Raw genomic sequence first — 19,946 nt, 5'->3', positions numbered from 1 at the left:
ATCGCCCCGTCCCTCGTCCTGATGCTCTTCTTCGCGATACCGATGGGCATGATGATCGGGATCAGCTTTCAAAGCCAGGCGGCGGGCGGCCCGACACTCGCGAGCTACAGCCGCTTCTTCAGTAACGATCTGGTTCTTGCTGGCCTGGTCCGCACCGTCGCGATGTCGGGTCTCGTTGCACTCTCCGTAACGGTCCTGGCCTATCCCCTCGCCTACTATCTGGCACGCGCGACGTCGCGCTGGCGGACGATCATCTTCGCGCTCGCCATTGCGCCGGAATTGGCGGGCGTCGTGCTTCGGACCTATGGCTGGCTGATCATTCTCGAAGATCGCGGCTTCATCAATTCCGCGCTGATGTGGACTGGATTGATCTCGGAACCCTTGCCCTTGTCGAAGAACCTGTTCGGCGTGGTGGTCGGGCTTACTCACGTCATCCTGCCGTTTGGTGTGCTGTCGCTGCTGACGAGCCTGCAGGGTATCAACCCCAATCTAGAAAAATCTGCGCAAATTCTCGGCGCGTCACGGCTTGCCGTCATCCGGCACATCATCCTGCCGCTTTCCGTGCCCGGGATCGTAAGCTCGCTCTTGATTGGCTTCACCATGGCCGCAAGCGCTTATGCGACCCCAGCCCTCCTTGGCGGCGCCGGTTTCAAGGTCATGGCCACCATGGTCTACGAGCAGGTGCTCTTCTATATCGACTGGCCCTTCGCGGCGGTAATGGCGAACGTTCTCCTCATCCTGATGCTGGCTGCCGGCTTCGTCGGATCCAGGCTCGAGTCGCGCCTCCACCGAAAACTTCACCTTTAGTCTCGGGAGGCTCCGATGAACCGACTGCTCACGTTTCTGTTCAGGATGGTGCTCGCCGCCATTCTTGCCTTCATCACCCTTCCGCTCGTGGTCGTTGTCGCGGCCTCTTTCAGCCCCACGTCGACCGTCACGTTCCGACCGAGCGAGTGGACCTTGCAATGGTATGCGGCGCTCTGGGACAGCCGCTGGCTCGATCCGTTTGTGCTCAGCGTCGAGCTGGCCGTCATCGTGTCGCTCGCAAGCGGACTGCTCGGCGTCCTTGGAGCCTACAGCGTCGCCTATGCGAAATGTCCGGGGCACACCGCCATCATGGCGTTCCTTTTGTCACCCATGTCGGTTCCGCAAATCGTCAAAGGCGTGGCGATCGTCCTGTTCCTGTCTTCGGCTGGTCTCTTTGATCTGCTCGGAACGCCGGGCCTAGTCATGGCCCACATCATCCTGACCTTGCCCTACGTCGTGCGAATGGCGGCGACGGCGATGTTCGGTTTCGACAAACGGCTTGATCGGGCGGCACGGATACTCGGCGCCGGTGCCACGCAGAGGATCATATATGTGCTGTTGCCGCTGATCCGCTCCGGCCTCTTTTCCGGGATGACCTTCGCCTTCATCATTTCCTTCAACAACATTCCGCTCTCCGTCTTCCTGGTCAGACCCGGCCAGACGACGCTTCCGATCACCGTCATCAACCATCTCGAATACAGCCTGGATCCAGTGCTTGCGGCAGTGAACGTCGCGTCGCTCCTCTTCATCCTTGGCGCAATCATCCTTTTCGAAAAGATCGGCGGCTTCTCCGCCCAAATCCACGGGGGCAGCAAATGACCACCATCGATATCGAACTCCTTTCCGTCAGCAAGCAGTTCGGCGCAACCCGCATCGTCGACGAAATCAGCCTTGCCATCCCGAAGGGAAAATTCGTCAGCATTCTTGGTCCCTCCGGATGTGGCAAGACGACGACCCTGAACATGATCGCCGGATTCGAAGTACCCTCGAGCGGGCAGATCCGAATTCGCGGCCGCGATCAGGCAGGCGTTCCGCCTGAAGCCCGGAAGATCGGTCTGGTCTTCCAGAACTACGCACTCTTCCCGCATATGACGGTCGCCCAGAATGTCGGTTTTGGCCTCAAGATGCAGGGCCGGCCCCGCGAGGAAATCGCCGGTGGCGTGTCACGCGCCTTGAAAAGCGTTCATCTCGAAGGCTTCGAGAACCGTTATCCGAAAGAACTGTCGGGCGGCCAACAGCAACGGGTCGCGGTCGCCCGGGCAATTGCGCCCTCCCCCTCCGTGCTGCTTCTCGATGAACCGCTCTCCAACCTTGACCTCAAGCTCCGGGAAGCAATGCGCGTCGAGTTGAAGGAGATCCAAGAGGATCTCGGCATGACCTTCATCTATGTCACGCACGATCAGGAAGAGGCGATGGCCATGTCCGACCGGATCATCGTCATGCAGGGCGGAGTGGTGGCGCAGGAAGGAGTGCCCGCGGACATCTATGGCCGCCCGAGGACCTCCTTCGTGGCGGATTTCATCGGCAAGTCCAATATCCTCCCGGTATCTGCAGCGGCAGAGACCGATGGGAACCTGAGGGTGTCCCTCGGCGCGGCAAAGGTGGCGATCACAGCCACCCGCGCGGAGAACGTCGCTCCCGACAATGTGCGCTTCTGCTGCATCAGACCGGAAGCCGTCAGGCTCGCCGATGCGGCAGGGGCTCTCGATGAACCGGCAAACCGCCTGACAGGCACCGTCCAGAAGGTCGTCAATCTGGGAGCCTATCTCGAGGCGTGGATGCTCGTCGATGGCGGAATCACATTGAAGTCCATGATCCGCTCGACCCGCCTCGAGAAGCTCTCGGCCGGCTGCCGCGTAGACCTCGCCATCGCCCACTCCGCTGTCCAACTGCTGGAGCAATAGCGGCATTCATTAACATCCATTATCAATGGCAAAGAATTGATATTGGAATTTCGATTTATCACTCCGCTAAGCTCGATGCGATCCCAAGCCCGGGATCTTCCCACACGGAGGCGAAAGACACACATGAAAACAAGAGTTTCGGCAACCCAGAACGACAGCAATGTCTGCGCAGACATCGTCGGGTTCGATTTCTCCGGCTATGACGACGCGGACATTGCCGCGGTTCGATCCTACTGGCTGCAATACGGCGTCATCCGTTTTCGGGCGGCTGATATCACAGACCAGCAGCAGGTCGATTTCTCCCGCCACTTCGGCGAATTCGTCATCCATCCGAAGCAATTGCAGGAAGGCGGACATCCCACCCATCGCGAAATCCTGGTGATCAGCAATGTGATGACGGATGGCAAACCGAGCGGCGCACTCGGCAACAGCGAGGCAACGTGGCACACGGACACATGGTTCTACGAGCGCCCGCCGGCAGGCGCCATCCTCAGAGCGATCGAGGTTCCCCCTTCCGGCGGTGACACGTATTTCCTGTCGACCTACCAGGCTTTCGAGACGCTCCCCGAGGAACTACGCAAGGCCATCGAGGGGCGGCAAATCTTCTTCCAGAACGTCTACGACAAGACGGGCAAGTTGCGCCTCGGGAAAGCTGAACCGACAAGTAAGGATTTTCGCGAGTGGAGCGGTGTGGTCCATCCGCTGGTCAGAACCCACAGCGAGACGGGCCGCAAAGCGCTTTATCTTGGCGGGACGCCGGAAGGATCGTGGATCGTCGGCATGCCGCTCGATGAAAGCAACGACCTGATCTCAAGGCTTTGGGAGCACACCACCGGCACGCCTGAGGTCTTCGTCCAGAAATGGGACGTCGGTGACATCGTGATGTGGGACAACCGTTGCACGATGCACCGGCGAGACTCATTCGACCCGAACACCATCCGCATCATGCATCGGACGACGACATCCGGCGAGCGCCCGGTTTGATTTGAGGACAACAGAGCAGATCGGAGTCTCGTCGCATGACCGAGCCATATAGGATTGACAAGCAGCCTGAAGCGATTCCGGAAGCGCTACGAACCCTGCTGGAGGGAGTCGAAACCGCAACCATCGGCCACTTCGAATATCTCGGATTTGCCGGGGCGGGAATTGCGCCGGTCTTTCCGGCGAAGGCGATCGGAACGGCCGTCACGGTCGCCGCCCCCGGCCGCGATGGAGCCGTCATCTACAAGGCCATCGATCTGCTCCGCCCGGGAGATGTTCTCGTCATCTCCCGGGTCGACCGGGATGAGGTTGCCTGCGTCGGCGGCGGTGTCGTTGCCGCTGTCCGAGCGCGTGGCGCCGTGGCCATCATCGTTGACGGTCCTTGCACCGACATCGAGGAAATTCACGCCAGCCGTTTCCCGGTCTGGTGCCGCGGCGTCTCGTCCAGGACGACGAGCCGCCGACACCAGATCGGCGGCGCGATCAATGTCCCGATCGCCTGCGGCGGCGCGGCCGTCCTGCCTGGCTATGCGGTCCTGGCGGATACGGAGGGTGTCTTCGTTGCCGAACCCTCCGATATGCGCCGGATCGCCGACACTGCCCTCAAGCGCCAACAGCGTTCCATTGAGCTCCGGCCTTACCTTGAGGCTGGCCATTCCATCTTCGAATTGGATCGGATCGTGTTATGAAGATTTCCCTCGTCCAGATGAACTCCCAGCCCAATCGCGACAGCAATTTGCGCGTGGCCGAGCGCCTGATGCTGCAGGCGATCACACGCGACACGCCGGATCTCATCGTTCTTCCGGAACATTTCGACTGGTCCGGCGGGACGGTGGCGGAAAAGCTCGCGGCGGCCGATCATATGCCGGGCGGCGAAGCGTATCGCATGCTGCAGACATTCGCCGCCCGGCAAAAGGTTTGGGTCCATGGCGGCAGCCTGCTCGAAAGGATCGAGGGAAGCCCGAAAATCTACAATACGACCGTCGTCTTTGACCCGCAGGGCAACGAGGTTGGCCGTTACCGCAAAGTTCATCTGTTCGACATCGAAGCGCCGGACGGCAAGATCTATCGAGAATCCGCCACCGTGGTGCCTGGAGAACGCCTATTCGTTTACGAAGCCGGCGGTTTCAGGATCGGCTGTGCCATCTGCTATGATCTTCGCTTCCCCCGGCTCTTTGATGCGCTCGCAGACGCGGGTGTCGACGTCGTCATTCTGCCGGCCGCTTTCACGCTCCAGACCGGCAAGGACCATTGGGAAGTGCTCTGCAGAGCCCGTGCAATCGAGCACCAGGTCTATTTCGTCGCCTGCGGGCAATGGGGAAGCTACAGCGCAGCGGATGGAGATCGCCGTTTCACCTACGGCAACACTCTTGTCTGCGATCCCTGGGGACAGGTCATAGCCCGCGCCGTCGATCAGGTCGGCGTTGTTTCGACGCACCTCGATCTCGCCCGTGTGGCGGCGGTCCGCAAGCTCATTCCCGCCGCATCGCACAAGGTTTCGTTTGTCGACCAGGCACGCGTCTACCGGAATTGCAGCGGCGGCGAGCGCTGCAATTCCTCTTGCGGCTCACATGAACAAACCTTCGGGACACCAATTTCTTCCAGTGGCAAGTGACGAGTGCCGTTTCGACCGATTGACGAACGGTTTGGGTGCCGCCTACGAAATTCTCCGGATTGGCTTCAAGCCATTCAGTTGCTGCAGGCTCATCCAAAGCAGTGTCCAAGCCTGCCGCGACGTCGTCCGGATGGCCGACATTGATCCCGCCGACGGCGCGCATGCCGGGCTGATCGCGACCGCACCGCCGATCGTGTGCGAATCGCCATTCAGCGAAGCGCGTCCGCGGCACATGTGGGCGGCGCAGTTCAGCGCACCGCATGCCATAGCTATGGCCGTATTCGGAGTTGAGGCCGGTCCCGACTGGTTCGTGGATGACTGGCTCAATGACGAGATCGCCGGGCGATTTCAAGACAGTATCGAGCTGGGGTCACATTCCAACCGCGGTTCACGTCACGGCACTCACGCCGCAAGCGCTTGCTTGCAGTTGCGCGACGGGCAGAGCTTCGAAAGGCACGTCGACATTGCGGAGGGGGATGCAAGTAATTCCATGCGGAAATCAGCTCTCGAGAGCAAGTTCTTACGGCTTGCGAGCAGTGTCTCCGGAGACAGCGGTGCCTCCGAAGTCATTGATAACGTGTACGCACTGGATGGAGCCGAATCAGTCCGGCCGCTCCTCCGCCTCTTGGTCGGCTAATATCCGCACACTCGAACACGACGGCATTTTATTCGCAAGCCGAGCCTGTGACCGCAAATCAACATCACTGTGGTGACGGAGGCGATTGCGACTTGAATCCTGATGCCCTTGTGCCCGTAATCTGGTCGAGCTCGACCATCCTTCAACAATTCAGTTGATAATACACAGGAGAAGCGGTCTATTCTTACGTTTTTCTCTTTCAGCGAAGTCGTTCGCTTAGAGAAGACAAAAATGTATCCGAATCTTTCCTTTAACTCTCCCGTTCCGGATGTGAAATTGCTCCCCGTCGCATGACGTCGAAAGTTCCACGGAGAACAGTGATGGAGAGCACACCCAGATACATTTCACTTGCGGAAATGAAGCGGCTCGGCGTTCGCCTCGAAGCAACAGAGCTTCACAACGCTGCCAAGGCAGCCTGGTCCGATATCCGCTTGGGTCGGGCCCATGGCCTGAAATCGGTCTTGTCCTTTCACGAAGCCGACCTGTGGAACCAATCCCAGTTCGAAGCTTACCGGAATACGTTGCAAGGCGAGCGATTGGGCTGGAAGCTCTCTGCGCTCTCCAGCGTCGGGGCCAGATACGCCGCCGTCAAGGTGGTCGGTGCCAATGCGATAAACCGTCGTTTGGGCCAGCCGCGTTCGACCTCGACGATCCTGCTGCTCGACAGCTTCACGCTGCGCCCGCTTTGCGTGATGGACGGGACCGATATCTCTGCGGCAAGAACGGCAACCTATGCCTCAATGGCGCTTGAGCTTTTCTTTCCCAAGGCAAAGGAACTCTCCGTTTTCCTCTTTGGAGCTGGTCCCATTGCCGAGCAGATCATCAGCGTGCTCGGTCATTTTGGAGCCGGCATTATCTCGAAAATCTTCGTGCGCAGCCGCTCAGGTATTTCCGCACACCAACTCGTTGAAAAACAGAGGCAGTCACTTGGAATCCAGCTTGAAGCGGTCGCGGATAATCAGAGGCTACGTGAATGCCGGTTCGTCATCACCGCTTCCAATGCCAGCGCACCGGTTTTTGAGAGCGCAGATATCTACCCAAACGCCGTTGTCTTGCATCTCGGTGGAGACGAGACACCGGCCGGCCATATCCAAAACGTTCTTCGGTCCGGATTGGCGCTGTGTGACGACATTTCCATGGTGTCCCGGCGAAACTCGCAAAGCCTGGCGCTTTACTTCTCGCGCAAGGGGTCAACATTGGAGCAGCTTGGCCCGGTGCTCGGTGTCATGAACTTAAAGGATTTCTGCGACGCCGGCGGCGTATCGGAATGCCCGATCCTCATTACTTGCGTGGGCCTGCCTATGCTGGATCTTTACGTCGCCGCTCATGTTTACGAAACCTGGTTCTCGGCAGATGCTGGCACGGCGTCATTCGTCCAGTCATCTAGCACGAACTGATGCCCGGCGGCCCAAGCTTTACGGGAGGGGCGGATGTATGCCACCGAAATCCTCGCAGAGTATCTGGCAAACTATCCTTCCGCTGCCCAACCGCCCGAACTTAGGCTAAGCGCCATTTGCTGTGTTCTGGATGCGGTCACCGCTGGGGTCGTGGGCTGCGATGTTCCTAGTGTCCGCGCAGCCCGCGAAATCGCCCGGCGCGAGTATGGAACCGGCCGGGCGCCGGTCTGGTTTACGGGGGAATGCCTTGGTGTCACAGCCGCGGCGTTCTGTAATGCTGCGTCAGTGTCCGCGCTCGATTTCGACGACGGGCACCGCGCCGCGCGCGGGCATCCCGGTGCGGCCGTGATACCCGTGGCGCTCTCCGTGGCATCTGCGATCGGTGCGTCCGCCGACGACCTCCTAACCGCCGTCGCTCTCGGATACGAGATCGGAATTCGTATTGCCGCAGCGCAGAATCCGCAAGCGATCAAAAGCCGACAATCGGGACGCTGGACCGGCTATGCTGCCGCCGCCACGGCCGGTCGCCTCTACCGAACCGATCCGCCGGCACTCGCACACGCACTCGCTGTGGCCGGAGTTCTCGCACCGAACCAGGAGGCAAACGGCAGCTCCGGCTATGCCGACCTCACCGGGAACGACGTCAAGGAGGGTATCCCCTGGAGTGTCGTGACGGGCCTAACCGCATTGCGCCTCGCGGAGCGGGGATTTACCGGGCCGCAAGATTTGCTCGATCATGCGTCGCACTTCGACTGGCCGAGCATCATCGCGGACTTGGGTGATCCAACCGAGATCTCGAGGGTCTATTTCAAGCCCTATTCCTGCTGCCGCTACATCCATCCCGCTCTTGATGCCTTTGCGGCGCTTTCGGAAGGTGCTGATATCAGGGCCGAACAAATCGCATCAATCGAAGTGCTGACCTTTCAATGGGCTCTCCGGCTCTCAAATACCGTGTCTCCCCGAACGTTGGCGGAGATTCAATACAGTCTGCCTTATTGCATGGCGATTGCTGTCGTCGACGGACCTGCGGCACTGGCACCGGTCGGCAATGCGCAGCTGGGTAGGCCCGACCTCCTCGAGGTCGCCCACAAGGTTCGTATCTCGGTCAGTCCTGAGATCGACGCGCGTTTTCCGACAGAGACGCTTGCGCAGGTATGCCTGCAAACGACCGGCGGAAGATTGATCACCTCTGCGGTGACGTCGCCGCGCGGGGATAAGGTGCGCCCCTTGGCCTGGGAAGATCTCGTTGGAAAGTTCTGTGCAGCGACGCGAGGCAAGCTTTCTTCCGAGGCGCAAAATATTGTCCTGCAGGCCTTTCAGGCACTGAAAACAGGAGACGCGGCTCCCCTCCTCCAGTGCCTGAGGATGCGATTGATCGACTGAAATCGCGATCGGTATCCGCCGTATCAACCGGATCGCATCCGTTCGCCCGTATCTGCTATGAACTGCCCGCATGGCCGAACCTTGGCGGCGGCGGCGGCGCGAGAACCAAACTCCGGTTGAAGCCGTCAGACAAGCCGGCCATTCCTGACGACTATGCGGCCTGCGATCATGACATGCCTGACACGGCTGAGATTGACATGGTCGACAACGATCAGGTCTGCACGCTTGCCTTTTTCAATCAGTCCGCGGTCGCTGGCCATTTGGGTAAAGACGCGTGCGACATTCCCGGTTGCAAGAGCGATGGCCGCCGCCGCCGACAATTGCTTCTTTCTGACCATGCGCTGGACCGCTTCAAGAATTCCATCCCAGTGCCCGCCTGCAAAATCAGTCGAAATCGTATCAACACAGCCCGCGTCGATCAGCGCGTCGAGGTTGGTGGGTTCGTTGCGCCAGCGCGTCCCGATGCAATCCAATGTCGAAGCATCGATGATGGCCCCCTTTTTCCTCAGGTCCTGGGCAATCGAGACCGCCTCGTCCGGGAGAAAGCTCGGGTGATTGCTATGACCGGCGACGAGGTGCGCCTTCGGGTGCTTCTCGACCGCAGCGATCAAACGCTTCGCAGATGGTGCCGCGTTGTGGAAGATCGCGGGATACCCGACCCGCTCAGCTTCGCTGGCGATTTCATCGAATCCGGCCAGCGAGAGGGCAACCGATGGCATCACCGATCGCGTAATCACGTCACGAACGCGATCGGCTCCGATGATCCCGGAAAGACCGCAACGCTCCAGCTCGTCAGTCAGCTTCAAATCGGTTAGGCCGTTCGCCGGATCAAGATAGCGGCCGAGCACAGCGTTCTTCAAACGCCTCGCGGCTGCCGGCGTCACCTCGATCCCGAACTCCTGCAGGATCGCTTGCGGGATGAACCTGTATTCCTGCGCGCCACCACCCAGCGTCTGCCCGCCGCCTGCCTCGCCAAGCGCGACCGCGCCGGAGGCCAACAGTTCATCTATCGTCGCGTTCAGGTGACGTGTTGTCAGTCCCTTGCCGTCGACCACAAGCGCCGCTTCGATGTTTTTCGGAGTGTGAGCCGTCGAAACGCGGATATCCATGGCATGAGGTTCTGCCTCGTCGACATCCACTTCGTCGGCCATTGCCAGGCCGCAGACGTTGAGAAGGGTCGTTGTTCCCTGAAGAAGATGGCGGTTTCGGAAATAAGAGACATCATCGCCTTCAAATGGCTCCGAGCCGCTCGGCATGGAAGGTCCCCGCGTACATCCATGCGCATGTGCATTGATGAGGCCTGGCATAACGATGCCGCCGGCTGCATCGATGGTTTCTCGCGCCGCGATTTCCGCGCCTGCGACAACCTCCGCGGTGTCGATACCGGCGATGCTTCCCTCCCGGACATACACGGCAGCCCGCTTGTGAAACGTCTTGCCGTCACCGGTTATGAGGCCCCCATTTCGGATCACTAGATCCATGACAGCTGCTCCTTTTCGACCACCGGCATGCGGTCCTAGCCGCCGGTCCCGTCGCCCGGCCGATCCGGCTTGTGATGCGATTGCTCCTGACTGGAACCATCGAGCATGTAGCCGGACGATCGCACCGTTCGGATGAGATCAGGGCCATCGGCGACGCTTAGTGCCTTGCGCAGTCGACCGATATGGACATTGACCGTCTTGGCGTCGACGAAACGACGCTCGGGCCAGCCAGCTTCGATGAGTTGTGCGCGACTGCACGCCTGCTCGCGGTTCTCCATCAGGAAATGCAGCAATCGGAATTCGATCGGTCCCAAGTGAACGTTGTTGCCGAAACGCCTGACGCTATGCCTGTTGGTGTTCAGTTCAATTCCTGCATACGCAAGAATATGACCGTCGATCGCCATTGGATCCGATGCGAGCGGAAACAGGATACGATCGCGAAGGAAGCCAAGCAGTTTGGAAGGAGCGATCGGCCTTACGAAGTTCTCGTCAATACCGGCCTTCAGCAGATCGATAAACCGGCTTTCCGCACCAGGCCCGATCAAGCCGACCGTCGTGATCCCAAATGTCCGCGGCTCCTGCTTCAGCCTTACACAAGTTAGAGGAGCCCAGTCTTCTCCCGATCGACAATCCAGAAGGATCGCCTTGATATCGTTCTCGCCTGCGAGATGGATGATCTCCTCGACCCCGGAACCAAGGATGACGCGATATCCCTCGGATTCCAGGATATGGACGAGCAGCAGATAGTAATCCGCATCGGTCGAGCCAATCAGGATCTGGGGCCGCGCTGAATTCAAAGGGCTCTCCTCTTTAGGTTCCATGTCTTCTGTTGTGGTCCAACCCCGAGCGAGTTCTTGCGTTGATCTCTGTGGCGGCGCAGCCGATAGCGCTTCATCTGCCGAAAGTGCAGCAACGCCATTCCGCACGGCGCCCCGGTCGCCGGGTGTCGCATCAAGCAGCGGTGTTGCGGTGGAGGCGAGTCCCTGGTCGACAGGCGGCGGCGCAAATCCGATTAAGGCTTCCGACATCGGCAGGAAGAGTTCCGGCAACGGCCATCGTGCTGCCAATCGGGCACGGCGCGCCAAGACGCTGCATCGGCCACCCGGCGCGTTTCAGGATGCGCTCGAAACGCAGGTCAGTTGCCGTGACGATCTCATGATACCCGTTCGCCATCGACCACTCGATTATGCCGGCGAACATCTGCAGCGTCGTCCTGTGGAGAACCCCCTGCGACCTGCCCTCGTCGAGCGCCGTGTCGACGCAAAAGCGCGAGCTTTCGACCATGCCTGCGTGAGCATCCAGCCGTCGCGATGAGAGAAGCTGCGGGAAGGTATTGGCGAGCATTGTCGGCCCGGTAGCCGGGAGAAGCCTCGCGCAACCCGCCACAACACGCGTGGTGGAGACAGCCAGGATATAGGTCGGATTGATTTGATCGTAAGCATCGGCCTCACGATCGTCCCTTATGTCGACATCCCAGTCCAGCCTGTCGCCAAAGACGCGGGCACGCAGCCGATGCATCGAGTCGATCAAGTCAGCAAATTCTCCGCGCGCTGCGGCCGATACAGCCAGTATCTCCATCACCATTCTCCGACGAAATCTCGCTTGAGGCTACTGGACACGAGTTTCGGCGCTCGAGCGACTAATAGAATTAGTAGTCGAGTGCTCGACCGATGCGTGCATGAATATCGCAAGTGTGAGTTGTTCGATATCGATCGGAACGCACCTCAGCTGAGGCCTCCGCGGGCCGAGGTGCCGCCGACGGGTCTCTCGACATCGTGCTCGGCCGGCGATGACCATGTTCAACCAAGCAAGGCGAGCGGAAATGTACAAACATGTCGCCGAAGCCTTTGTGTCGGTCCTTTGCGCGGAATGCGTCGCGGAAAAGGTCTGCGCCCGATCGAGCGAACTTTGCCGGTCTATCGGTGTCACGGGAGCGGACAAGCTTCTAGATTTCGGGGACGCGCGAGCGATCCTGAGGCCAACGGACGAGGGTCTGCTTTTCAGGGTCGAGGCCCATAATGTCATCACGTTCTACGGCATCCGGACGCTGCTGCAGGGGAGCCTTTCCGCGATCATGACAGTCTACGAGGAAGCCTTCGAGTGGCTTCCGGCGAGCGGCGTGCCCTTTGGGGCGATCCGGGGCCACGTCTGAGGCGACCGAACGGAACATGTCGGGGGACAATAGCCCAACCGCGCGTGCGGTTGCCTGCCTGACGGTCAGCGCCGAATGTCAAGTTGACTTCCCCGCGAACATTCGCGGTTCTGTCGCAGCGCCCTGTCTTGCAGTGCACTCGCACGCTCGTGGATATCTCGCAGCGAGACGCCCTGCTCCTGGCTGATTCCGAGAGACGATGCCATCCTGGCGACATTCCCGCCCTTCAGATCCGCTTTTTCGCCGGGAGAAAGCCGTTTGCTGATCGCGAGGAACAGGGATTCAAGCTCCCGGCGCAGCCCTGGCTCCGCATTAAGCCGGCGGGCCGGTTCGGTGTTTTCTGCCCCGAGCACGTCCGATAGCCGCGCCGACGGCCGCGGAACCTCCACCCGTTGCCTTGCCTGTTCCTCGCGATGCTGCGACACGATCTGGTGTCGCTCGAACTCCATCGCGAGGCCATAATCGGCCAATGCCGCAGCGAGCTTCGGCGCGTGGGCCCCCGCCGCCTGCCGCTGCGGGCTGGCCCCGCGAAGCCATCGCCTCCCCTCCCCGGCCATCTCTCCAAGCCTGCCCTCACGCACATCGGCGCCGGCGGCCACGCCGCTGCGTCCATCGCTGATACGCTGCAGCGACGCCGATACTGCCTTGCTGTTGCCGAACACCAGCCGCCACAGGTTCGCCATCTGGGCGCGCTTGTCCGCCAGCCGTGAGGGGCGTTGCAGCCGCTCACCGATTTCGGGTTCCGTGAGGTCCGGCAAATGCCTGGCCGGGACGAGGGCTGTGCCAAGGCCCGGAGCGCGATCCCGACCCAACCGATGGTCCATCCCAAGGGCCAGCTTCCGTTCGTTCTCCGCGATGCCCTGCACAAACGCACCCGCAGCTCGCCGCCCTTCCGGCTCGAGACGGTCATGCAGCGCGGTTTCCGCCAGGGCTGCCTCCATCATAGACTTGGCGCGAGCGCGGTTCTCGATATCTGCGGTCCGAAGTCGCGGATCCTCCCGCACGCCACGAAACTGTACTCCGTTCACGTCTACGATGGCGGTCGCGATGGCCGCACGTTCGGCAAGCGCCATGTTGCGCTCGAGCCGGTGCCGGGCTGTCGCGATCGCGGCCGCATAACCCGGCTCCACGATCTTTGACATCACCTGGTCGGCGGACATGCTGCCACTGGCTACGCCATTTGCCGCCCGAACGAGCGTATTGCGCATGCCGGCGGCCTCTGTCCAGGAATCCGCGACGTTGGCGAGACGCGACATGCGATCGGTCGGGCTGAACACGTCACGGTCGATCGCCACGCGATTGAGCTCTACGGCAAAATGTTCCGTCAGCCGGCGGCGGCTCCCGTCCGCCGTTTCGACGGAAAGATCCGCCGGCATCCGATGCGCCGCAGGGAATTCTCGGGCTCCCTGCTTGTCCCGCACGATCGCCCGCGTCGCGACGATCTTCCCGTCCTCCGGCAGCAGCCCGAGGTCTCGCGCCGCCTCGACCAGGCGCAGCGCCATGTAGGTCTGAGCGAGCCGCCCGACCGCATGCGCTTCGACATTGCCGATCGGCCGACGCTCGGCGTCACGCACCGCGTTATCATAGAGCTCCACGAACTGCCGGTGACCGTCAGCGGGACTTTGAAGGATTGTCCGTCCCCGGCGCTGCCTTTCGGTTCCATCCGCCTCGCGACGCTGCGCGAGCAGGTAGCGCACATCGTCTGCGGCACGCGTCTTGAGGTCGGCGACGCGGTTGTCGGGCGCCCGCCGTTCTTCCATGCGAGCCAGTACATGGTTCCAGTCGTCCGCGAAACGCTGCAACTCGCCCCGCGTCATGGGCCGGGTCTGCTCGCGTTCCAAGGCCAGCCGGCTGCGGGGAGCATACGACCATTGCCCGTCGCGGAGCTCATTGTCGTAGATGATCGCACCAGTTCGGGTCCGCAGTTGTATCCGATCGACCAACCCCTCGCCTTCGAGCTTTTCCAGTCTGACGCGAAGCCCGTCGACCGCCGCATCGTGAACGTGCTGTGGCGGAATGCGTGCTGCCAATCCGGCATGCAGCATTTCCTCGAACCGATGATGAGCGCCCTGCCAGCTCAGGCGCGGGTTGACTGCGACAGCGCGCACCTCCACCGCATATCCCGCATCGCGCGCTGTGCGGATCACCCGGGCGACGTTCTCCGGCGTGCGCATCGTGGTCTCGAAGACGACGTTGACCTGACGCTCGGTCGCCGCGGCCAGGAGCTTCTCCGTCCAACGTCCCGCATCCATCTGGGTGTAGCGGGAGGCGGTCTCCGGATCCTGCCGCTGGAACGCCAGGTATTGCGGATGGTAGGGCCGCAGATCGTCGCCGACGATGCGGATTGTCGGCCCGGACCGCGCAAGCTCGTTCTGGCTCGCCGTCAGGACGGCCGTCTTGCCCGCACCCGGTTGGCCGCCGAGCAGGATGAGGCGCGGTCGTTCCGCCCTTCCAATGTTGTCGGGCAGATAGTCGCGCAAAATGTCGGTTCGGAAAATGCTCTCATTTCTTGCCAGTGAGAGCAGTCCGGATGCCTCGTCCGCCATGGTCAGAACTCCGCCCAGAAGCGGACTTCGTCGCTGACACGCGGTCCCCAGACCGCGATCACATCTTCGACCGCATCGGGCGCATCGGCCCCGAGACGCTCCTGGAGATTGAGGAGTTCGCGGCGTCGCCCGCGCAACCGCTCCGCAGCGGCAGGATCCTGCTCTTCAAGTTCAAAGACGCGCGCCGTGACGATCGCCCGGGCCTGATTGAGGATCTTGATGGCGATCTCGGTACGGATGATCGCGTCGTATGGGATTTCCTGTTCGGCCATGGTTTTTTCCTTTCGTTTCTTCAGAGTTCTCAATAGGTGACGCCGCGCGCACGGTTGATGATGCGCTGTTGACGCTCCGATATGATTTGCTGGCTTGCCTGCATGCGGACGGTCTGCTGCAGGACCTTCAGCCGCTCGTGCATTGCCTCAAAGGCGCGACGCTGCGCCGGCGGTACGCGATTGATGACGTCCTTCTCGCCGCGCAGGATGGCGTTGCGGCCGAAGCGCTCGTCGAGCGCCCGGCTGACCGCCGCGAACTCCTGGGCGATGCGCGGATCGAGTGAACCGGCGGCGACGTCGAGCTTGCTGTCTTTCTTTTTCATCTGGACTGCCAATTGCCGCAGCGCGTCTTCGGCGGCCTGCGACAATCCGGGAATGGCAACCGCCATGCGGCGTCGTTCTTCCATGACGGACTGGCGCTCGGCATCGAAGGCGCTGATATAAGCCGCGCCAAGCGAGCGCAGTCGGACGGATGCTTCCGGCACGGCTTGCAGCGCCTCCTTGCGTTCCCTGCCGGCGGCGAGCATCCGGTCCATCAGACGATCGGAGCCGCGGAGCGCCCCGTAGGCCGCCGGCTCGTTGGCCACAGCGGCTGCGATCCGCTCGACCGCAAAGCCCTTGACGGTCAGATCTTCTATCCTGTCCACGGCGCCGGCCGGATCGCGCCAGATGCGCGTGGCGGTCTCGGCAAGAGCAGCACGATGGTGGCGATAGTGCTGGGTGGCTAGCGCTCGCGGGCGCGCTTCATCATCCGCCGGCGTCTTAAACTCCGTCACCGCAGCGAGCATCGGCAGCACGGCCATTTTCTCCTTCCCGAGTTCAACGCTCGCGCCAGCAACGATCTTCGACCGGTCCTTCCTCTCGGCAAGATGCTGCTCCTCGGCAAAGCGCCGCACGGCCTCGAAGAGCCGCGTCGGCTTCACACGCCGTTCATCCGTGAGATCCTCCGGCATGCGCTCGGTGACGTTGCGCTCGGCAATCGCATCGGCTTTCCTGGTGAAGGCGCTCCAGCCGAAACGGGCGGTCAGCGCATCGCTCACAGCCTTCACCTCCTGCACGAGCGAGCGATCCTCGGTGGCAAAAGCAAAGGCGGTCTTCCAGGCGTCGTCGCCACCTCGGCTGCGCACCGCCTCGATTTCGACAAGACGTGCCATGGCCTGTTTCGAGATCGCCGGGATCGACAACGACATATAGGCACGGCGCGTCTGCTCGCGCTCGCGGAACCGGTCGGCATTCCGGCGAAACTCAATCGCGTGCGCGCGGGCGAGCGGCAGCAAGTCCTTGAACGCCGCCATGGCAGTGTCGCGTTCGTCGCGCGCCGCGCGGCCGTCAATCATTAGGTCGGAACCCCGCAGGCGGCCAAGCCGCTCCGGCGCATTCGCGAGATCGTCAGCCAGCCCGCGCGGTTCGATGCCCACGTCCGAGGCGAGCGCATTCAGCACCGACAGGGCAGCATCCGGATCGCGATAGATTTTTGTGAGCAGCGGCCGAAGGATGTCCTCCCGCTCCTTCCACCGCGGCGAGGAAAGCTGGGCGCGGCGTGCGTCCTCATCGACGCTTCGGGCAAACTGCGTGGCCGGCGGGATCAGATAACGCCGACCGATTGGGGTTTCCTCGGCGAGCGATTCCGCCCGATCCTCGCTGTAGGAAACGCGCCGCTCCCGTTCGATCGCGAAGCCGAGCGCCACGCTCGCCCTCTCCCAGAGCTTCGCCACCTGCTCGCGCTTTTCCGCAATCCGGGCCAGCCGCCGGGAAACACCCTCCTCCATACCGGCCGCGACCTCGGCAAGCATGTCGATGCCGCGCCGGCGCGCAAAATCCTGTGCATGCGCCCGGTAGCCGGCCTCGCTCTCGAAATCGAGCGTCGTGGTCTTGGCGCCGGATCGTTCGAGTCGCTCGACAAGCTGCTTGAACAGTTCTGGCCGATGGCGCTCGCGCTCGATCCGCTCCTGGCGGGTCTCGGCGGTTTCGAGCTGCTTCGCCGTCCAGACGTTCCGGTCGACTTCCCGTTCCTCGAAACGCTTTTGACCGGTCTCCTCATCGACGACGGGAACCTCCACCTTGACCTTCTCGACACCGTCCTTTCGGAGCATCACCGTATCTCCTTGCGAAACGCCGGCGTCCTCGAGCGCCTTTGGCAGGCTCACACCCCAGAGACGATGAACCGTTCCGTCGTCCGTCCTGATATCGGCATAGGGGCTTTCCTTCGCGTCGTCGTCATCGGGCCGGAACTTCGCCATTCCTTCTTCCACCAGTTCGCCGGTGACGCCGGCGGCATGATCGACGCGCGTCTTGCGACCCCATTCCGGCTTCGCCTCGAAGTCTTCTTTCGCCGCATAGAGATCGGCGTGGTCGCGATGCCGGGTCATCGCCACATAGGTCAGATGCTGGTCCATCATACCGGTGGCGAGCACGAAGGTCCGGTCGACGGTCGACCCTTGAGACTTGTGTATCGTCGCGGCATAGCCGTGATCGACATTGCGATAGCTGGCCTCGCTGATGACGACGTCGCGGCCATTGTCGAGACGCACCGACAACAACGGATCGCCCCGTTTGTCGCCGGTGGAAACGACCGTGCCCAGCATGCCGTTCTTGACGTATTGCGGCCCGAGATTTTTGACGCGCAGCTCAAGAAAGCGGGCGTTCTCCAGGAAGATGATCCGATCGCCGACGGCAAACTCCCGGGTTCCCCGCGCTGTCTGGAATGTGCGTCCGTCGCTCAGCGCGCCATCATCGGTCATCACCTTGCGCAGCGCCTCGTTCAGCTCACGGACGTCGTCATTGGTGTGGGCAAGAACGATAAGCTCGTCGCCGCCAAGCCGGCCTCCATTTCCGCGGGAGACGGACTGCTCGATCGCTTGTTTGCGGGCGTCGGTCCAATCGGAAATGATACGATCGATAATTTCCTCGCGCGTTTGCGCCTCGACGAGACGGCCATGCGAGGCATAGGCGTCGAGCGCCTCTTCCACCTTGCCGCGGGCGAAAAGCCGTGAGGCCTCGCGTGCCCACTCATCGCGCTGGCGCCGAACACCCGCAAGTTCCGCAAAGCCGACACGCTCCGAAATCGCCCGGAAGGCGGCACCGGCCTGGATCGGCTGAAGCTGCATGGCGTCGCCGACCAGCACGGCTTTCGCGCCTGCGTCCTCCACGGCCTTCAGGACGCGGGCCATCTGCTGCGAGGACACCATGCCGGCCTCGTCGACGACAAGCACGTCGCCGCGGTGGAGCGTCTCGCGCCCGCCGGCCCAAGCGAGCTCCCAGGATGCGAGTGTGCGCGATCGGATGCCGGAACTGTCTTCCAACCCCTCGGCCGCCTTGCCGGCAAGTGCGGCGCCGATCACCCGCCGGCCGTCACTTTCCCAAGCGACGCGCGCGGCGGCAAGCAGCGTCGACTTGCCGGCGCCGGCCAGACCGACAACGGCAGCGATGGCGTTGTTACCCGTGACATGATTGACAGCGTCGACCTGTTCGACATCAAGCTTGAGGGGTTTTGCCGGATCGGCCGTTTCGATGCTTTGGACAGCTGCCGCGACTTGGGGCTGAGAGACACCAAAACCCTTGCGCTCCGACAGAACCGCAGCCGATAGCGCCATGTCATATTCAATGCGCAGGATGTCTCGCGTGGTGAACACCGCCGGTTCCGACGGCTTGCCGGTCTCAGCGTCAAGCTGCTGCGGCCTGAGCGTGACCAGGTCGTCCGACGCCATCAACTGCGCGCGAATATTGGCGAAATCGACGGGATCGCCGACATAGCGATGCAGCGCCTTGGCGATATCCTTCTCATCGAAAGTGGAGCGTTCGTTGCCGAGCTGCTTTAGGAGAAGCTCCGGCTCCGCCAGCAGCCGGTCGGCCATCTCTTGCCGGCGGGCGAGATCGGCCGGCGCGAAATACATCTCGACGCCCTTGCGGGCAAGCGCCGCCTTTTCCGGCCCGAGATGTTTTTGTGCGATCCCGTCGAGTCCCTGTTCGGCGTAGGAACGTCCGTCGAGGCGGATCTCATGACCGGCCAGCGCCAGGTGACGGTTTGCCGTTTCCGCCCAGGCGATCTTCCAGGCCTTCATGGTTTCCTTGTCGCCGGCCCAGAGCTTGTAGACGATCTTGCCGTTCGGCCGGTCCGGGGTGACGACGCGGAGCGGCTCGCCATCTTCGCCCAAAACGGGAACCTTCTTCGGCCCGAATCCCTCCTCGGTCAGGGGACGCAGCGTGGTCATCAGATGGATGTGCGGATTGCCGTCCTTGTCGTGATAGACCCAGTCGGCCACCATTCCCTTCGACGTGAAACTGTCTCGGACGAACTCGCGGACAAGCGCGATGTTCTCCGCCCGCGTCAGCTCTTCCGGCAGGGCGATGATCAGCTCGCGGGCAAGCTGCGCGTCGCCCCGCGTCTCGAAGGCATCGAGCGCATTCCAGAGCGCCTCGCTGGTCTTGGCGACGGATTGCCCTGCGATTGCCGTCTTCAGCCAGGCCGGGACCTGATCCGGCAGCGCCAGCTCCTCATGCACCAGTTCCCGCGATCCACCACGATAGCTGAAGGACGTGCCGGCCTGCTCGTCCATCATCCGGGCGCGATGGCGATAGGCGGCGGCCGAGACGATGCTGCGTCCCGCTCCCCTGCTGATCACCTGCGCTCTGACGAACATGATCGCCACTGACGTCTCCGAACCTTTCAAGCACGTCGCGCCAGCGACGTATATTGCGCCCCTCAAACCGATCGGCCTGACAAGGCCGATGCCGCTTCTCCGGAAGACGGACATCGCCGGAATTCCGGCCG

Annotated in this window: 16 protein-coding genes; 10 read left to right on the top strand and 6 right to left on the bottom strand. The window is 61.8% G+C overall.

Annotation, left to right across the window (positions count from 1 at the left end):
* The first annotated feature begins 21 nt into the window (after positions 1-21).
* From BC363_RS17220 to BC363_RS17180, 9 genes are all read left to right on the top strand, one after another.
* Complete coding sequence (locus BC363_RS17220; RefSeq protein ID WP_244519907.1) at positions 22-807, top strand: ABC transporter permease; 786 nt, start codon at positions 22-24, stop codon at positions 805-807.
* A gap of 15 nt (positions 808-822) precedes the next feature.
* Positions 823-1,626, top strand: coding sequence for an ABC transporter permease (locus BC363_RS17215; protein ID WP_065783774.1), 804 nt, complete (start codon positions 823-825; stop codon positions 1,624-1,626).
* The gene (locus BC363_RS17210) at positions 1,623-2,711 is read left to right on the top strand and encodes an ABC transporter ATP-binding protein (RefSeq protein ID WP_065783773.1); all 1,089 of its coding nucleotides are present in this window, start codon (positions 1,623-1,625) and stop codon (positions 2,709-2,711) included. The genes BC363_RS17215 and BC363_RS17210 overlap by 4 nt, the downstream gene beginning before the upstream one ends.
* A 123-nt stretch (positions 2,712-2,834) precedes the next feature.
* Positions 2,835-3,695: a TauD/TfdA family dioxygenase gene (locus BC363_RS17205; protein WP_065783772.1), complete on the top strand. Its 861-nt coding sequence runs from the start codon at positions 2,835-2,837 to the stop codon at positions 3,693-3,695.
* Between the two features lie 35 nt (positions 3,696-3,730).
* Positions 3,731-4,381, top strand: coding sequence for an RraA family protein (locus BC363_RS17200; RefSeq protein WP_065783771.1), 651 nt, complete (start codon positions 3,731-3,733; stop codon positions 4,379-4,381).
* A complete protein-coding gene (locus tag BC363_RS17195; RefSeq protein WP_083223516.1) occupies positions 4,378-5,307 on the top strand; it encodes a carbon-nitrogen hydrolase family protein in 930 nt (309 codons plus the stop codon). The genes BC363_RS17200 and BC363_RS17195 overlap by 4 nt, the downstream gene beginning before the upstream one ends.
* Positions 5,264-5,944 carry an MmgE/PrpD family protein gene (locus BC363_RS17190; RefSeq protein WP_083223515.1) on the top strand — a complete coding sequence of 227 codons (681 nt, stop codon included), beginning with the start codon at positions 5,264-5,266 and terminating at the stop codon, positions 5,942-5,944. The genes BC363_RS17195 and BC363_RS17190 overlap by 44 nt, the downstream gene beginning before the upstream one ends.
* Positions 5,945-6,264: 320 nt before the next feature.
* Entirely contained in the window at positions 6,265-7,341 is a 1,077-nt protein-coding gene (locus tag BC363_RS17185; protein WP_161952470.1) for an ornithine cyclodeaminase, read from the top strand.
* Positions 7,342-7,374: 33 nt separating this feature from the next.
* Positions 7,375-8,724, top strand: a complete 1,350-nt coding sequence (locus BC363_RS17180) for an MmgE/PrpD family protein (protein WP_065783768.1) — start codon at positions 7,375-7,377, stop codon at positions 8,722-8,724.
* A 125-nt stretch (positions 8,725-8,849) separates the two neighbouring features.
* Here the strand turns inward: BC363_RS17180 and BC363_RS17175 are convergent, their stop codons facing one another.
* The 3 genes from BC363_RS17175 to traI are packed head-to-tail and all read right to left on the bottom strand — an operon-like array spanning position 8,850 to position 11,783.
* Entirely contained in the window at positions 8,850-10,205 is a 1,356-nt protein-coding gene (locus BC363_RS17175) for an amidohydrolase family protein (protein ID WP_065783767.1), read from the bottom strand.
* A 35-nt stretch (positions 10,206-10,240) separates the two neighbouring features.
* A complete protein-coding gene (locus BC363_RS33595; protein WP_244519900.1) occupies positions 10,241-11,254 on the bottom strand; it encodes a response regulator transcription factor in 1,014 nt (337 codons plus the stop codon).
* Positions 11,157-11,783 (bottom strand): acyl-homoserine-lactone synthase TraI, encoded by a 627-nt coding sequence (gene traI / locus BC363_RS17165; protein WP_065783765.1) that lies wholly within the window; start codon positions 11,781-11,783, stop codon positions 11,157-11,159. Before traI ends, BC363_RS33595 begins: the two co-directional genes overlap by 98 nt.
* Before the next feature lie 244 nt (positions 11,784-12,027).
* On the opposite strand from traI, the gene BC363_RS17160 reads away from it, so the two are divergent.
* Positions 12,028-12,357 carry a hypothetical protein gene (locus tag BC363_RS17160; protein WP_065783809.1) on the top strand — a complete coding sequence of 110 codons (330 nt, stop codon included), beginning with the start codon at positions 12,028-12,030 and terminating at the stop codon, positions 12,355-12,357.
* 65 nt (positions 12,358-12,422) lie between these two features.
* On the opposite strand, the gene BC363_RS17155 is transcribed toward BC363_RS17160, so the two are convergent.
* From BC363_RS17155 to traA, 3 genes are read right to left on the bottom strand one after another with little or no spacing between them, the layout of a single operon-like run.
* A complete protein-coding gene (locus BC363_RS17155) occupies positions 12,423-14,903 on the bottom strand; it encodes a zeta toxin family protein (protein WP_065783763.1) in 2,481 nt (826 codons plus the stop codon).
* Positions 14,904-14,905: 2 nt separating this feature from the next.
* Complete coding sequence (locus BC363_RS17150) at positions 14,906-15,175, bottom strand: hypothetical protein (RefSeq protein WP_065783762.1); 270 nt, start codon at positions 15,173-15,175, stop codon at positions 14,906-14,908.
* A gap of 29 nt (positions 15,176-15,204) precedes the next feature.
* Positions 15,205-19,824, bottom strand: a complete 4,620-nt coding sequence (traA, locus tag BC363_RS17145) for a Ti-type conjugative transfer relaxase TraA (RefSeq protein WP_065783807.1) — start codon at positions 19,822-19,824, stop codon at positions 15,205-15,207.
* Between the last annotated feature and the right edge of the window lie 122 nt (positions 19,825-19,946).

Origin of the sequence: Ensifer sp. LC384 (genome assembly GCF_001695865.1) — a bacterium.
In the GTDB taxonomy this organism is placed as follows: Bacteria; Pseudomonadota; Alphaproteobacteria; order Rhizobiales; family Rhizobiaceae; genus Ensifer.
Note: the sequence above shows the minus strand (reverse complement) of the source record. Positions and strands in the feature narration are given on the sequence as shown.

Bases quoted from the DNA above. Each gene is read 5' to 3' on its own strand.
- BC363_RS17220 (WP_244519907.1), top strand. From the start codon at position 22: ATGCTCTTCTTCGCGATACCGATGGGCATGATGATCGGGATCAGCTTT.
- BC363_RS17215 (WP_065783774.1), top strand. From the start codon at position 823: ATGAACCGACTGCTCACGTTTCTGTTCAGGATGGTGCTCGCCGCCATT.
- BC363_RS17210 (WP_065783773.1), top strand. From the start codon at position 1,623: ATGACCACCATCGATATCGAACTCCTTTCCGTCAGCAAGCAGTTCGGC.
- BC363_RS17205 (WP_065783772.1), top strand. From the start codon at position 2,835: ATGAAAACAAGAGTTTCGGCAACCCAGAACGACAGCAATGTCTGCGCA.
- BC363_RS17200 (WP_065783771.1), top strand. From the start codon at position 3,731: ATGACCGAGCCATATAGGATTGACAAGCAGCCTGAAGCGATTCCGGAA.
- BC363_RS17195 (WP_083223516.1), top strand. From the start codon at position 4,378: ATGAAGATTTCCCTCGTCCAGATGAACTCCCAGCCCAATCGCGACAGC.
- BC363_RS17190 (WP_083223515.1), top strand. From the start codon at position 5,264: ATGAACAAACCTTCGGGACACCAATTTCTTCCAGTGGCAAGTGACGAG.
- BC363_RS17185 (WP_161952470.1), top strand. From the start codon at position 6,265: ATGGAGAGCACACCCAGATACATTTCACTTGCGGAAATGAAGCGGCTC.
- BC363_RS17180 (WP_065783768.1), top strand. From the start codon at position 7,375: ATGTATGCCACCGAAATCCTCGCAGAGTATCTGGCAAACTATCCTTCC.
- BC363_RS17175 (WP_065783767.1), bottom strand. From the start codon at position 10,205: ATGGATCTAGTGATCCGAAATGGGGGCCTCATAACCGGTGACGGCAAG.
- traI (WP_065783765.1), bottom strand. From the start codon at position 11,783: ATGGAGATACTGGCTGTATCGGCCGCAGCGCGCGGAGAATTTGCTGAC.
- BC363_RS17160 (WP_065783809.1), top strand. From the start codon at position 12,028: ATGTACAAACATGTCGCCGAAGCCTTTGTGTCGGTCCTTTGCGCGGAA.
- BC363_RS17155 (WP_065783763.1), bottom strand. From the start codon at position 14,903: ATGGCGGACGAGGCATCCGGACTGCTCTCACTGGCAAGAAATGAGAGC.
- BC363_RS17150 (WP_065783762.1), bottom strand. From the start codon at position 15,175: ATGGCCGAACAGGAAATCCCATACGACGCGATCATCCGTACCGAGATC.